This is a genomic window from Nocardioides sp. GCM10030259, from assembly GCF_042666375.1.
In the GTDB taxonomy this organism is placed as follows: domain Bacteria; phylum Actinomycetota; class Actinomycetes; order Propionibacteriales; family Nocardioidaceae; genus Nocardioides.
In genome coordinates this window covers 154,897-167,910 of record NZ_JBHTDF010000006.1, presented here as the reverse complement: position 1 = coordinate 167,910, position 13,014 = coordinate 154,897, and the positions used below count along the sequence as shown (strand labels likewise).

General features: G+C 72.6%; 15 protein-coding genes. 8 read left to right on the top strand and 7 right to left on the bottom strand.

The genetic code is table 11. The features are described from left to right. The first annotated feature begins 2 nt into the window (after window positions 1–2). From ACFQQI_RS07640 to ACFQQI_RS07620, 5 genes are all read left to right on the top strand, one after another. On the top strand, window positions 3–782 hold the full coding sequence (locus ACFQQI_RS07640) for a 3-oxoacyl-ACP reductase (RefSeq protein ID WP_378560346.1): 780 nt from the start codon (window positions 3–5) through the stop codon (window positions 780–782). After that, window positions 782–1,507 carry a gamma-glutamyl-gamma-aminobutyrate hydrolase family protein gene (locus ACFQQI_RS07635; protein WP_378560343.1) on the top strand — a complete coding sequence of 242 codons (726 nt, stop codon included), beginning with the start codon at window positions 782–784 and terminating at the stop codon, window positions 1,505–1,507. Before ACFQQI_RS07640 ends, ACFQQI_RS07635 begins: the two co-directional genes overlap by 1 nt. Continuing rightward, entirely contained in the window at window positions 1,504–2,199 is a 696-nt protein-coding gene (locus tag ACFQQI_RS07630; RefSeq protein WP_378560340.1) for a glycerophosphodiester phosphodiesterase, read from the top strand. The genes ACFQQI_RS07635 and ACFQQI_RS07630 overlap by 4 nt, the downstream gene beginning before the upstream one ends. Beyond that, window positions 2,196–3,173: an alpha/beta hydrolase gene (locus ACFQQI_RS07625; protein ID WP_378560337.1), complete on the top strand. Its 978-nt coding sequence runs from the start codon at window positions 2,196–2,198 to the stop codon at window positions 3,171–3,173. Before ACFQQI_RS07630 ends, ACFQQI_RS07625 begins: the two co-directional genes overlap by 4 nt. An 81-nt stretch (window positions 3,174–3,254) precedes the next feature. Further along, window positions 3,255–3,917: a hypothetical protein gene (locus ACFQQI_RS07620; protein WP_378560334.1), complete on the top strand. Its 663-nt coding sequence runs from the start codon at window positions 3,255–3,257 to the stop codon at window positions 3,915–3,917. On the opposite strand, the gene ACFQQI_RS07615 is transcribed toward ACFQQI_RS07620, so the two are convergent. Beyond that, window positions 3,914–4,573, bottom strand: coding sequence for a nitroreductase family protein (locus ACFQQI_RS07615; RefSeq protein ID WP_378560331.1), 660 nt, complete (start codon window positions 4,571–4,573; stop codon window positions 3,914–3,916). The genes ACFQQI_RS07620 and ACFQQI_RS07615 overlap by 4 nt on opposite strands. Before the next feature lie 52 nt (window positions 4,574–4,625). Here ACFQQI_RS07615 and ACFQQI_RS07610 point away from each other — a divergent pair, with 52 nt between their 5' ends. Beyond that, on the top strand, window positions 4,626–4,985 hold the full coding sequence (locus ACFQQI_RS07610; protein WP_378560328.1) for a DUF4267 domain-containing protein: 360 nt from the start codon (window positions 4,626–4,628) through the stop codon (window positions 4,983–4,985). On the opposite strand, the gene ACFQQI_RS07605 is transcribed toward ACFQQI_RS07610, so the two are convergent. The 4 genes from ACFQQI_RS07605 to ACFQQI_RS07590 form a co-directional block, all read right to left on the bottom strand. Further along, complete coding sequence (locus ACFQQI_RS07605) at window positions 4,986–5,750, bottom strand: sulfite exporter TauE/SafE family protein (protein ID WP_378560325.1); 765 nt, start codon at window positions 5,748–5,750, stop codon at window positions 4,986–4,988. It lies immediately after the preceding gene. Then, complete coding sequence (locus tag ACFQQI_RS07600; protein ID WP_378560322.1) at window positions 5,747–6,865, bottom strand: SPFH domain-containing protein; 1,119 nt, start codon at window positions 6,863–6,865, stop codon at window positions 5,747–5,749. The genes ACFQQI_RS07605 and ACFQQI_RS07600 overlap by 4 nt, the downstream gene beginning before the upstream one ends. Before the next feature lie 31 nt (window positions 6,866–6,896). Further along, entirely contained in the window at window positions 6,897–7,358 is a 462-nt protein-coding gene (locus tag ACFQQI_RS07595) for an NfeD family protein (protein ID WP_378560319.1), read from the bottom strand. A 172-nt stretch (window positions 7,359–7,530) separates the two neighbouring features. Next, window positions 7,531–8,325 carry an ABC transporter ATP-binding protein gene (locus ACFQQI_RS07590; RefSeq protein WP_378560315.1) on the bottom strand — a complete coding sequence of 265 codons (795 nt, stop codon included), beginning with the start codon at window positions 8,323–8,325 and terminating at the stop codon, window positions 7,531–7,533. A 125-nt stretch (window positions 8,326–8,450) separates the two neighbouring features. On the opposite strand from ACFQQI_RS07590, the gene ACFQQI_RS07585 reads away from it, so the two are divergent. Beyond that, a complete protein-coding gene (locus ACFQQI_RS07585) occupies window positions 8,451–9,185 on the top strand; it encodes a hypothetical protein (RefSeq protein WP_378560312.1) in 735 nt (244 codons plus the stop codon). A gap of 18 nt (window positions 9,186–9,203) precedes the next feature. Here ACFQQI_RS07585 and ACFQQI_RS07580 read toward each other — a convergent pair whose 3' ends face one another. Continuing rightward, window positions 9,204–9,560 carry a VOC family protein gene (locus tag ACFQQI_RS07580; RefSeq protein WP_378560309.1) on the bottom strand — a complete coding sequence of 119 codons (357 nt, stop codon included), beginning with the start codon at window positions 9,558–9,560 and terminating at the stop codon, window positions 9,204–9,206. Window positions 9,561–9,621: 61 nt separating this feature from the next. Between ACFQQI_RS07580 and serB the strand changes: the two genes are divergently transcribed. Then, entirely contained in the window at window positions 9,622–10,836 is a 1,215-nt protein-coding gene (gene serB / locus ACFQQI_RS07575) for a phosphoserine phosphatase SerB (protein WP_378560306.1), read from the top strand. Here the strand turns inward: serB and ACFQQI_RS07570 are convergent. Beyond that, window positions 10,814–12,967 carry a SpoIIE family protein phosphatase gene (locus ACFQQI_RS07570; protein WP_378560303.1) on the bottom strand — a complete coding sequence of 718 codons (2,154 nt, stop codon included), beginning with the start codon at window positions 12,965–12,967 and terminating at the stop codon, window positions 10,814–10,816. The two genes, serB and ACFQQI_RS07570, sit on opposite strands and share 23 nt — an antisense overlap. Window positions 12,968–13,014: the final 47 nt, after the last annotated feature.

Genomic DNA, 13,014 nt, shown 5'->3' with positions numbered 1-13,014 from the left:
CAGTGGCAGGACGCATCCAGGACCGGGTCGCGGTCGTCACCGGGGGCTGCTCGGGCATCGGCCTGGCCACCGTCCGGCGGTTCGTCGACGAGGGCGCGAAGGTCGTCATCGGGGACATCGACGACGAGCGCGGCAAGCAGCTCGTCGACGAGCTCGGCGGCCCGGGTGTCGCGACGTACGTACACGTCGACGTCACGTCCAAGGAGGAGGTCGACGCGCTCTTCAGGACCGCGAAGGACGCCTACGGCTCCGTCGACATCGCGTTCAACAACGCCGGCATCAGCCCGCCCGAGGACGACTCGATCCTGGACACCGACCTCGACGCGTGGCGCAAGGTGCAGGAGGTCAACCTGACGTCGGTCTACCTGTGCTGCAAGGCCGCGATCCCCTACATGCTCGAGCAGGGCAAGGGCTCGATCATCAACACGGCGTCGTTCGTCGCGGTCATGGGCGCCGCGACGTCGCAGATCTCCTACTCGGCGTCCAAGGGCGGTGTGCTGTCGATGAGCCGCGAGCTCGGCGTGCAGTTCGCCCGTCAGGGCGTGCGCGTCAACGCCCTGTGCCCCGGGCCCGTGAACACCCCGCTGCTCCAGGAGCTGTTCGCCAAGGACGCCGAGCGCGCCGCCCGCCGGCTCGTGCACGTGCCGATGGGCCGCTTCGGCGAGCCCGAGGAGATGGCCGCGGCTGTGCTGTTCCTGGCCTCCGACGACTCGTCCTTCATGACCGCCAACACGTTCCTGGTCGACGGCGGCATCTCCGGGGCGTACGTCACGCCACTCTGATGTCCGCACCGCTCATCGGGCTCACGACCTACCGCGAGGTCGCGGCGTGGGGTGTGTGGGAGCAGCGCGCCGACCTGCTCCCGACGCAGTACGCCGAGGCCGTCGAGGCGACCGGCGGCGTACCCCTCCTGCTGCCGCCGACGGCCGGTGTCGGGGCCGCCGACGCCGTCGTCGCACGGCTCGACGGCCTCGTGATCAGCGGCGGCGCGGACGTCGACCCGGGCCGGTACGACGAGGAGCCGCACGCGCGCACGGCGAGCTGGCGCCCCGACCGGGACCAGTGGGAGATCGCGCTGCTCGACGCGGCCGACGCCGTCGGACTGCCCGTGCTCGGCGTGTGCCGCGGCATGCAGGTGATGGCGGTGCGGGCAGGGGGCGCGCTCGACCAGCACGTGCCCGACCTCGTCGACCACGAGCGGCACTCCCCCGGCGGCGCCGAGTTCGGGGCGATCGACGTGACGACGACGGGCGGCAGCCGGGTGGCCGGCCTGGTCGGCGACCGGCTCGCGGTCAACTGCCACCACCACCAGTCGGTGCGCACCCACCCGGGGTTCGCGGCCGTCGCGCATGCCGCCGACGGGACGCTGGAGGCCATGGAGCTCATTCAACAAGGGCAGGACGACCGCTTCTGCGTCGGCGTGCAGTGGCACCCCGAGACGGCCGCCGACGTCGGCCTCCTCGCCGGACTCGTCCGGGCAGCGGCCGCCTACGCTGAGGATCGATGAGGCAGTACCGCCGTCACGACCCCACTCTGGTCAGCGCCCACCGGTGCCTGACCCGCGACGCCATCGAGGACGCGGTGCGTCTCGGCGTCGACTACGTCGAGTTCGACCTCCAGCGCTGCGCCGACGGCACCCTCGTGGTCCACCACGACCCGGTCGACGTACCGCCTCCGGACGCGATGGCCTACGACGACGCGCTCAGCCTGCTGGCCGGCCGCAGCCGCGCGCACCTCGACGTGAAATTCACCGACGACGGGGTCGTCGACGCGGTCGCGCACGCCGTCGCGCGACTCGGCACCGACCGGTTGGTCGTCACCACCCTCGACGACCGGTCGGTCGCGGCCGTCCGCGACTGGTCCGACCAGCACGCTCCGGCCCTGCTGGTGGGCCTGTCGCTGGGCCGCGGGGTCACCGGGTCGCCGCTGCTGCGGCAGATCCGCGTCCGCATCTCGGAGCTCTGGCCGGGTCGGCGCTACGGGCAGTCGCGCGCCAACCTGGTCGTCGCCCACCACTGGCTCGCCCGGCTGACCGTCGCCCGGTTCGCCCGCCGGCACCGCCTGCCGCTGCTCGTCTGGACCGTCGACACCGCCCCGTCGCTGCGGCACTGGACGCGCACCGGGCGCGCGTGGCTGGTGACCACGAACCACCCCGACCTCGCCCTGCGGCTGCGCCGTCCTGAGAGACTCTCGCCATGAGCCGCAGCGTCTTCGACGAGCTGGTCCCCGACGTGCTGGGCGAGCCCTACCTCGCCGAGACGATCACCCTGCCGCCCGACGACGAGGGCCCGGTCGTCGCGACGCTCGTCGTACGCCGCGCCGCGAAGCCGACCGGCCGTGCGGTGCTGCACGTCCACGGCTTCTGCGACTACTTCTTCCAGACGGCGTACGCCGAGTGGTGGAACGCGCGCGGCTACGACTTCTACGCGCTGGACCTGCGCAAGTACGGCCGCTCGCTGCGGCCGCACCAGACGCCCAACTTCGTCACCGACCTGCGCGAGCACTTCCCGGAGCTCGACGCGGCGTACCTCCGCGTCACGGCCCGCGACGAGCACGACCACGTCGTCATCAGCGCGCACTCCACGGGTGGCCTCGTGGTGTCGCTGTGGGCCAACGAGCGGCGACGCCAGGATCGCGCTCCCGGCCTGGTCGGCATGGTCCTGAACTCGCCGTGGCTGGACATGCAGGGCGGTGCCTTCGTGCGCGGCCTCGGCACCTCGATCGTCAAGCAGGTGGGTGCGCGCGCACCGAAGCGACTGATCCCCCGCACCATCGACGGCCACTACGGCCGCAGCCTGCACGCCGACCACGCCGGCGAGTGGGCGTTCAACACCGACTGGAAGCCCCTCGACTCCTTCCCCGTCTCCTTCGGCTGGCTGCGAGCGATCCGGCTCGGCCACGACGAGCTGCACACCGGCCTCGAGGTCGGCTGCCCGGTGCTCGTGCTGTCGTCGTCGGGCACGCGGTGGCCCAAGGAGATGGGGCCCGACGCCCACAACTTCGACATCGTCCTCGAGGTGCCCCAGATCCGGCAGTGGGCCACCGCCCTCGGCAGCCACGTCACGTACGTCGCCATCGACGGCGCCCGGCACGACGTGATCCTGTCGCTCCCCGAGCCACGCGAGAAGGCGTACGCCGAGCTCGACCTCTGGATGTCGACGTACGTCGGCTGAGACCGCCGGCCGCGGGGCGCCGATCCACGACTTCGCCGACAATCGTCTGCGCCGCCCGATCGTGTGGGTGAGAATTCGTTCGTGTCTCGACTGATCGCGGCGCTCGCGCTCGCCTGCTCCCTCATCGCACTTCTGCCGGCGGCCGCGTCGGCCGAGGTGTGGCACGCCGACGACCCTTCCGGTGACGTCACGGGCTTCGAGTACTCGATCGACCCCGAGCCGTGCGGGACGGCGGGCGACCTTGGCTCCTACGACCGCCCCGAGATCGACCTCACCGGGGTCGAGGTCCGGCACGACGAGCAGGTCGTGCGCGTCGTGCTGGGCATCGCAGACGCTCGTCGCGGACGCAAGGCAGCCTTCTGGATCGCACTCCGAACGCCGGACGGCGACTACAGCCTCGACGTCCAGAACCGCCGGGTGCGCGGCACCTGGGGTGTCCGCACGTTCCTGGCGCACCAGCCGGAGCCCCCGAACGCGGAGGACCTCGACGAGTGCGGCGGATACTGGGTCATGCAGGAGGATGTACGTTGCCCGGTGTCCGCCTCGGTGGACACGTGGGCGGACCGGATCACGGTGGAGCTGCCCCGACGGTGCCTGGGGTCGCCGCGCTGGGTTCGCGCGGCTGTCTCGAGCTACCGATGGCAACGGCTCGACGACCGCAGCTTCATCACGATGTCCGACCAGGCGTCGCGGGCTCCGGGGTTCAGCCCGCGCATCCGTCCGCGGGACGGCCGCGTTCGCTAGAGCGGCTCGCCGTCGAAGCGCTCGCGGGTCACGAACTCCTCGACCGGCCGGCGCTTCAGCTTCGTCAGCTGCTTGGCCGGCTTGCCCAGCGGGACGACGGCCGCGACGGCGAACTGCTCCGGGATGCCGAGGAGGTCGCGGACGGCAGGCTCCTCGGCGACGGCCATCGTCGTGATGGTGCCGCCGAAGCCCTCGCTGCGCGCGGCCAGCAGGATGTTCCAGACCAGGGGGTAGACCGAGGCGCCGCTGACGAGCCCGATGCGGTCGAGGTCCTGGTCCATCGCGGCGACCAGGCCGAGGTCCACACAGACGACGAGCGCGACGTCCGCTCGCAGCAGCGACTCGGTCAGGTGCGGCGGAGGGTCGGTGGCGGCGATCTCCTCGGCGGTCGGGACCGGCGGCTCGAGCGGGTTCCACGGGCTCTGCCCGGCCCGGATCTGGGCGGCGTAGCGGCGCGCGGCGGTCTTGTTCAGCTCGGCCAGCCGCTCGCGCGTCTGCCGGTCGCGAACGGCGATGACGCGGGTGCCCTGGCGGTTGCCTCCGCTCGGCGCGAAGCGGGCGTGGTCGAGGATCCGGTGCAGGGTGTCGTCAGGTAACGGGTCACCGGTGAACTCCCGGACGGCCGCGGTCGACCGCATCACGTCGTACAGGTCCATGGAGCGAGCCTGTCACGGGCGCGGTCGGCGGGCGAACGCTACGGTGCAGCGCATGAACCCTGTGATCGGACTGTCCATCGGGCGGATCGCCGTCGGCGCCACGGCGCTCGCCAACCCGGAGTTCGCCGCGCGGACGTTCCAGCTCGACACGGCGAGCAACCCGCAGGTGGCCTACATGACCCGGCTCTTCGGCTCGCGCGAGGTCGCCCTGGGTGTGGTGACCCTGCTCGTGCGCGGCCGGAAGGCGCAGCGTGGCCTGATCGGCGTCGGCATCCTCGTCGACGCCGCCGACGCGGCCACGGGCTACCTCGGCATGCAGGAGGGCGTGGTGACGCGCAAGGCCGCCATGGGGGTCATCGCACCGGCGCTCGGGGCGGTCGCGTCCGGGGTCGTCGGCTTCGTGCGGACCTGATCAGTCCAGCAGGAAGACCGCCAGAGCGACCGTGCCGACGACGACGATCGCGATGCGCAGCCCGAGCGGGGGCAGCCGGCGACCGACGCCGGCGCCCAGCTGACCGCCGATGACCGAGCCGATGCCGATCAGCAGCACGACCCACCAGTCGACGTCGGCCACGAAGACGAAGATGATGCCGGCGACCGTGCCGACCACCGTGGCGAGCACGTTCTTGACGGCGTTGAGGCGCTGCAGGGTCTCGCCGACGCCGATCCCGAGGATCGCCATGAGCAGCACGCCCTGGGCCGCGCCGAAGTAGCCGCCGTACACGCCGGCGAGCAGCACGCCCGGCCACACCCACCACGTGCCGGACTCCGGCAGGCCGCCCTTGGCATCGTGACGGCGGGCGACCCAGGCCGAGATCCGCGGCTGGAAGACCACCAGCACCAGGCCGAGCAGGATCAGCACCGGCACGACCGTCTCGAAGGCGTCGGCCGGCAGCACGAGCAGCAGCACCGCGCCGGCGGCCCCGCCGATGCACGAGGCCAGGCTCAGCCTGAGCACTCGCGACCGCTGGCCCCGGAGCTCCCGGCGATAGCCGATCACGCCCGAGATCGACCCCGGCACGAGTCCGATCGAGTTGGACACGTTCGCCGTCACGGGAGGAATCCCGAAGGCCAGCAACGTGGGGAACGTAATGAGCGTCCCGGAGCCGACGACCGTGTTGATCGTCCCGGCCGCGACCCCTGCGAGCAGGATCGCGGCCACCTCGAAGAACGTCACTGGGTGGGCGGCACCTCACCGGGGTCGACGGCCGGGTCCGTCTGTGTCGGGGGCGTGCTGCGGCCCGGGATCGCCGCGCTGGCGGCCTCGGCGATCGCCGCCTCCACCGCCGCGTTGGTCTGCTTCAGCTCCGCGTCCGTCGCGGGCTCCTGCGCCGACGGTCCCATGTCGACCCGCTTGATCGGGCCCTCGACCTGCTGCGGGATCCCCTGGAGGTTGTTCATCGTCGAGCCCAGACCCTCGAGTGCCCTGCCGATCTCGCTGGGAACGATCCACACCTTGTTGGCGTCGCCCTCGGCGATCTTCGGCATCATCTGGAGGTACTGGTAGGCCAGCAGCGACTGGTCCGGCTGCCCGTCGTGGATCGCCTGGAACACCGTCTGGATCGCCTGCCCCTCACCCTGGGCGCGCAGGATCGCGGCCTCCCGGTCCGCCTGGGCGCGCAGGATCTGGGACTCCCGGTCACCCTCGGCGTTGAGGATCGAGGACTGCTTGTTGCCCTCCGCGGTGAGGATCGCCGACTGGCGCTGGCCCTCCGCGGTCAGGATGAGCGCCCGCTTGTCGCGGTCGGCGCGCATCTGCTTCTCCATCGCGTCCTTGATCGACGGCGGCGGGTCGATGCCCTTGATCTCGACGCGGTTGACGCGGATGCCCCACTTGCCGGTCGCCTCGTCGAGCACCCCGCGGAGACCGTTGTTGATCTCCTCGCGGCTGGTCAGGGTCTGCTCGAGGTCCATGCCGCCGACGATGTTGCGCAGCGTCGTCATCGTCAGCTGCTCGACCGCCTGGATGTAGTTGGCGATCTCGTACGTCGCCGCGATCGGGTCGGTCACCTGGAAGTAGATGACGGTGTCGATCGACACCACCAGGTTGTCCTCGGTGATGACCGGCTGTGGCGGGAAGCTGACGACCTGCTCACGCAGGTCGATGAGGTAGCGCACCTTGTCGACGAACGGCACGACGATGTTGAGGCCCGCCGGCAGCGTCTTCAGGTACTTCCCGAACCGCTCGACGACCCCGGCCCGCGCCTGCGGGATGATCCGGACCGTCTTGGCGAGCAGGACCACGACGAACAGCAGCAGCAACGCCAGCAGGATCAGGAAGGCGAGTTCCATGGGGCTCCTTCGTGTGAGATACGGCGTGAGCCTACGGCTCGAGCTCGGGGACCGGGTGGACGTACGCCGTGGCGCCGCGGATCTCGAAGACCTCCACGGTCTCCCCGGCCTCGATCGTGAGGTGCTCGTCGTACGGCGCGGCGCTCCAGGTCTCCCCGGCCAGCGAGATCCGACCGGCCGACAGCCCGGTGATGCGCTCGGTCACCGTCGCCCGCCGGCCGACCAGCTTGCTGGTGCCGAGCACGAGGTCCGGACCCTTGTGCAGCCGCGCGACGAGGGACGGACGCACCACGGCCAGCATGCCGATCGCGACGATCGCGGCCACCGCCAGCTGGAGCGCGACCGCTCCACCGGCAGCCGCCGTGACGGCGCCGCCCAGGGCACCGACGGCCAGCATCCCGAGCACCAGGTCCAGGCTGAACAGCTCGGCCGTCGCGAGGAATGCCGCCGCTCCGACCCACGCGGCCCACGCGTGCTCCCCCAGCCACTCCATGGGGAAATCCTAGGGCATGGCTCCCGGGTCCGGCCGTCGCGAGGGTCGTCCAGCGCGTGCTCTCGCAAGGCGCCGGAGCGAAGGTATACCGCGCCGTCTTCCGAGCGACGGCAACGCTGCGAGGGTGCGTGACGGACGGCGCGCAGCAGGCCGCTGAGCTGGGAGGCGTGCTCTAGCGGTGACGGGTGCGTCGCCGGGCCGCCCAGCGGCCGTCCTCGTGGGTGAGCACCAGCGGCATGCCGAAGGTCGACGAGAGGTTCGCGGCGGTGACGACCTCCTCGATCGGACCGGCCGAGACCACCTCGCCGCGGCGCAGCAGCATCGCGTGGGTGAAGCCGGGCGGGATCTCCTCGACGTGGTGGGACACCAGCACCGTCGCGGGCGACGCGGGATCGGCGGCCAGCACCGAGAGCGTCGACACCAGGTCCTCGCGCCCACCGAGGTCGAGCCCGGCCGCGGGCTCGTCGAGGAGCAGCAGCTCGGGGTCGGCCATCAGGGCGCGCGCGATCTGCACCCGCTTGCGCTCCCCCTCGCTGAGGGTGCCGAAGGTGCGGTCGACCAGGTGGAGCACGCCGACCTCGGTGAGCAGGTCGGTGGCTCGGTCGTGGTCGAGGGCGTCGTACTGCTCACGCCAGCGACCGACGACGCCGTACGACGCCGAGACCACCACGTCGTGCACCCGCTCGGCGCGCGGGATCCGCTCGGCGAGAGCCGCGCTCGTGATGCCGATCCGCGGCCGGAGCTCGAAGACGTCGACCGTCCCGAGCACCTCGTCGAGGATGCCCGCGACACCGGTCGTCGGGTGCACCTGGGCGCTCGCGACCTGCAGCAGCGTCGTCTTGCCGGCGCCGTTGGGCCCGAGGATCACCCAGCGCTCGTCCTCCTCGACACGCCAGCTCACGCGGTCGAGCAAGGTCGCCTGTCCTCGCCTGATCGTGACCTCGGCGAAGTCCAGGACGGCGCTCATTCGGGGTCCCCGGGGAATCGTGCGCTGGAGGAGCGCAGCGGGGGAAGCGCGCGATTCCTTGGGGTGTTCATCGCGCACACCCTATCCAGTGGACGAGAAGCGTCCGCAGCGTATCGTCACCGGCCGTGACGACACCGCTTCCGGCCGCCGCCAGGCTCGCGTGGTGGGGGACGTCGTGGCTCCGCGGCCACGTCGTCGCCGACCTGGTCGTCGATGCCGTCATCGGCGCGGATGCCACCCACACGCTTGCCGACCTGCCCGGTGCCGACGGGACCGAAACCCTCGTCGCGGGGCTCGCCCGGCTGCGGTCGATGGGCGCGTCGGCACTGGGCGCGGCCTTCCCCGTCGAGGGCGATCCGGCCGGCCTCGGCGGCCCCCGCGGGTTCAACGTCGACGCCCTCGAGGCCGGCGAGGCCGTCGTGGTCGTCGACGCCCACGTTGGGCTCGTGCCGCACCGCACCGGCGCCGCGGTCGCCTGGGTGGCCCACACCGCCTCCCGCCGCCAGCTCGTCGACGTCGGCGAGGCGGCCCGCCAGCTCCGCACGGCCCTGCTGGGCGCCGCCGAGGCGCTGGCCGAGCTCGACGTCGCGCGTTGGCGGCCCGAGGTCGCCGACCGGCTCCTGAACCTGCGCCACCTGGACATCCCGGCCGCGCCGCCGGGGGTCCCGGGGCGCTGTGTCGAGCTCGCCGCGCGCGGCCTGCAGGCCGTCGGCATCGTCGACCTCGCGCTGGAGGACGAGGGCGGATCGATCTCGGCGTACGACATGAGCGCCCGCCGCGACGCGCTCCTGCCGCTGGAGCGCGCTGGCCGGCACGCACTGGTCGCGGCGTGCTCGCCCGAGGTGTGGCCGCCGGCGTGAGCAGCCTCCTGTGAGTTGTCAGGCGCGGGCCCAGACGCCCAGCTCGTTGCCGCTCGGGTCGGTGAAGTGGAACCGCCGACCGCCTGGGAACTCGTAGGGACCCTCGACCACCTCCCCTCCGGCGGACCGGACGGCGTCGACCGTCGCGTCGAGATCGTCGGAGAAGAGCAGCACGAGGACGCCCCCACGCCCCGCCGACCCCGCCCGGTTGAGGCCGCCCACCTCGCCGTCACCGTCCGGCGCGACGATGCCGGCATAGTCGGGGCCGTAGTCGTTGAACCGCCAGCCGAAGGCGGACTCGTAGAACGCCCGGGTGGCCTCGAGCTCGGGCGCGCCGAGCTCGACGTAGTCGATCGCGTGATGGATGTTGGCCATGACCCCAGCATGGACGCGGCCACCGACAGTGCACCCGCCAGCGATAGCCTCGCGACTTGAGATGACCGTCGCCAAGCCCGAGACCCTCCTGATCACGCTGACCGGCAAGGACCGCCCCGGCGTGACGTCCGCCGTGTTCACGGCACTCGCGAGCTCCGGGCTCGAGGTGGTCGACATCGAGCAGATCGTGCTCCGCGGCCGGCTCGTGCTCGGCGTGCTGGTCAGCGCGCCCCGCAACCTCGCGCGCGTGCGCGCCGCGGTCGAGGAGACCGCGACCGCGTTGGGCATGGACGTCGACGTCGAGACCGGGGTCGGCGACAACAGGGCGAGGGGCGCCGGTCGCTCGCACGTCACGGTCATCGGCCTGCCGCTGCGCGCGGCCGCGATGGCCGCCATCGCCGGACGGATCGCGGACGCCGGCGCCAACATCGACCGCATCGAGCGGATGGCGCGCTACCCCGTCACCGCGATCGATCTGCACGTGTCGGGGGTCGCGACCGACGCGCTGCGCAGCGTGCTCGCCCCCGAGGCCGCGAGGCACGGCATCGACGTCGCCGTCCAACCCGCCAACCTCCTGCGCCGCGGCACCCGCCTGATCGTGATGGACGTCGACTCGACGCTCGTGCAGGGCGAGGTCATCGAGATGCTCGCGGCCCACGCCGGCTGTGAGGCCGAGGTGGCCCGGGTGACCGAGTCGGCGATGCGCGGCGAGATCGACTTCGAGGAGTCCCTGCGCGCGCGGGTCGCGCTCCTCGAGGGCGTGGCCGCGAGCGCGCTCGACGACGTGTACGACGCGATCGAGCTCGCCCCGGGTGCGCGCACCATGGTCCGCACCCTGCGCCGGCTCGGCTACCGCTTCGCGATCGTGTCGGGCGGCTTCAGCCAGATCACCGATCGGCTCGCCGAGGACCTCGGCATCCACTTCGCGCGCGCCAACGAGCTCGAGATCGTGGACGGCCGGCTCACCGGCCGCATCGTCGGGCCGGTCGTGGACCGCGCCGGCAAGGCCGCGGCGCTGCGGGAGTTCGCCGCGGAGATCGGCGTACCGGAGGCCGCGACCATCGCCATCGGCGACGGCGCCAACGACCTGGACATGCTCAACGCCGCGGGACTCGGCATCGCCTACAACGCCAAGCCGATGGTGCGCAACGCGGTCGACACCTCGGTGAACGTGCCCTACCTCGACGCGATCATGTACCTGCTCGGCATCTCCCGGGAGGAGATCGTGGCGGCCGACGCGGAGGCCGGGATCGTCACGCCGGCGCCGCCGATCTGACGGACTCCCCCTCGGCTGCGAGCGACGGCGGCAGCCGCAGCGCGACCACGGCCATGTCGTCGCGGTGCGGGCCGCTGACGAAGTCCAGCACCACCTCCCGGATCCGCTCGGCCACGCGTTGCGCCGGCAGGTCCGCGGCCTTGGCCAGCTCGGACTCGAAGCCCTGCTCCCCCAGCAGCCGGGCGCCATCGCGGCTCTCCAGCACGCCGTCGGTCACGGCGACGAGAAGGTCGCCCCGCTCGAGGTCGAGGTACTCCTCGGTGTAGGTCACCTGCTCCTGCACGCCGAGCAGCATCTGCGGCCGCCCGACCTGCCGGACCTCCTCACCCCGGACGAGGAACGGCGGCGGGTGCCCGGCGACGACCAGGCCGAGCCGGGCGCGCCCGCCACGCACGGGCTCGATGACGCCGCAGGCCAGCGTGAGGAACCGGGCGCGCTCGCCCTCGTCGAGGATCGCCGAGTTCAACCGCTCCAGGGTGACCGCGATCGGGACCCCGATCATCGCGAGGGCCCGGATCGTGTGCCGCGCCAGGCCGGTGACGGCCGCGGCCTCCGCGCCGGTCCCGCAGACGTCCCCGACCACCCAGCACCAGCGCCCGTCCCCGAGGGGGAAGAGGTCGTAGAAGTCCCCGCCCGCGGTGGTGCTCTCGTCCGCCGGCTCGTAGACCACGCCCACCTCGAGGCCCGGCGGCGCGGCGATCGACGGTGGCAGGAGGCTGCGCTGCAGCGCCTCGCCTGCAGCCTTCAGCTCACCGTGCGCCCGCGCGTTGTCGATGGCCATGGCGGCACGCCGGGCCAGGGAGTCGGCGATCCGGTAGACCTCTCCCCGCAGCGGCGGCGCGCCGGGCCGGCCAAGGGTCAGCGTGCCGATGTCGCGGCCGCGGGCGGTCAGGGCGAGCGCGTGGAGCGGCCCCTCGAGGCCGTCGACTCCCCCGTCCTCGAGGGCAGCGCGGAGCACGTCGAGCTCGCCCTCGTCCTCGTGCCAGACGTGGCGCAGGACCAGCCGCCCACGCGTGTCACGCAGGTGGATCGCGCACCAGGACGCGAGGTGCGGGACGACGACCTGCGCGGCCAGCGCGATCGTCATCGTCTCGTCGAGGGAGTCGGCGAGGAGGGCGCCGGCCTCGTCGACGAGGCCCCGCCAGTGCCGGCGCTCCTGCTCGGCCGCCCGCAGGCGGGCGCGGTCGGTGGCGAGTGCGAGCGACGCGGCGAAGCGGTGCAGGACCGAGGCCTGGGTCTGGTCGAGCCCGCCCCTGGCCTCTACAGCGGCACCGAGGGCTCCCACCGCCTGCCCCTCGATCAGCACCGGTACGACGAGCAGCGACCGCAGTCGTGTGCCGGCGAGGAGCGGGACCGCGCCGTCCGGCAGGTCGTCCTCGACCACGGGCAGTCGTTGGTTCGACCCGTTCAGTGCACCGGGAGCGTCACGATCGAGCCGTCGGCCGTGGAGCCGGTTGTCCAGCCCGCTCACGGCCGCGACCTCGAGGTCGTCGCCGAAGTCGCGGGCGAGGAGGAGGTACGTCGCGTCCGCGCCGACCCGGGCGCGGCACCTCTCCACGGCCAGGCTCAGGTAGTCGTCGAGGCCCAGCCGGGCGAGCGCGTCGTCCCGCAGCCCGGTGACGTCACCGGTGCCACCCTGCGCAGCGCCGACCAGCACCGCGGGCGCCGCCTCGTGCCGATCGCGCTCCGCCTCCGCCGCCGTCTCGGTGACCGGCTCCGAGGCCTCGAGCGAGAACTCCGGGCCGCGGTCGATCTCCAGCCAGAGCCGCTTGGCCGTCTCGGTGTACTCGACCCCCCAGGTGCTGGCGAGGGCGGCGGTGATCAGCAGGCCCCGGCCGTGCTCCGCGTCGTCGGGCTGGGTCGGGACGCCCAGCGGCAGGGTGCGCCCGGGGTGCCGGTCCTGCACCTCGAGCCGGAGCCGGTCCGCGCCGAGGACGAGCCGGACGTCGACGGTCGTGCCGGCGTGGAGGACGGCGTTGGTGACCAGCTCACTCGTCGCGAGGACGGCATTCTCGACGAGGTCCGGAGCGCCCCAGGACTCGAGCTCACCCCGCACGAACCAGCGCGCGCGGTCGACCGACTTCTCGTCGGGCGGGAACGAGCGATTGCTCTCCCGCGCGGTCACCGGCATGGCGTTCTCGATCCTCGTGTCAACCCGGGGTGATGGTGACAGACTAC

Excerpts from the sequence above, each read along its gene's own strand:
- ACFQQI_RS07630 (WP_378560340.1), top strand. The coding sequence starts at position 1,504 with ATGAGGCAGTACCGCCGTCACGACCCCACTCTGGTCAGCGCCCACCGG.
- serB (WP_378560306.1), top strand. The coding sequence starts at position 9,622 with ATGACCGTCGCCAAGCCCGAGACCCTCCTGATCACGCTGACCGGCAAG.
- ACFQQI_RS07595 (WP_378560319.1), bottom strand. The coding sequence starts at position 7,358 with ATGGAGTGGCTGGGGGAGCACGCGTGGGCCGCGTGGGTCGGAGCGGCG.
- ACFQQI_RS07580 (WP_378560309.1), bottom strand. The coding sequence starts at position 9,560 with ATGGCCAACATCCATCACGCGATCGACTACGTCGAGCTCGGCGCGCCC.
- ACFQQI_RS07590 (WP_378560315.1), bottom strand. The coding sequence starts at position 8,325 with ATGAGCGCCGTCCTGGACTTCGCCGAGGTCACGATCAGGCGAGGACAG.
- ACFQQI_RS07600 (WP_378560322.1), bottom strand. The coding sequence starts at position 6,865 with ATGGAACTCGCCTTCCTGATCCTGCTGGCGTTGCTGCTGCTGTTCGTC.
- ACFQQI_RS07635 (WP_378560343.1), top strand. The coding sequence starts at position 782 with ATGTCCGCACCGCTCATCGGGCTCACGACCTACCGCGAGGTCGCGGCG.
- ACFQQI_RS07570 (WP_378560303.1), bottom strand. The coding sequence starts at position 12,967 with ATGCCGGTGACCGCGCGGGAGAGCAATCGCTCGTTCCCGCCCGACGAG.
- ACFQQI_RS07615 (WP_378560331.1), bottom strand. The coding sequence starts at position 4,573 with ATGGACCTGTACGACGTGATGCGGTCGACCGCGGCCGTCCGGGAGTTC.
- ACFQQI_RS07610 (WP_378560328.1), top strand. The coding sequence starts at position 4,626 with ATGAACCCTGTGATCGGACTGTCCATCGGGCGGATCGCCGTCGGCGCC.
- ACFQQI_RS07625 (WP_378560337.1), top strand. The coding sequence starts at position 2,196 with ATGAGCCGCAGCGTCTTCGACGAGCTGGTCCCCGACGTGCTGGGCGAG.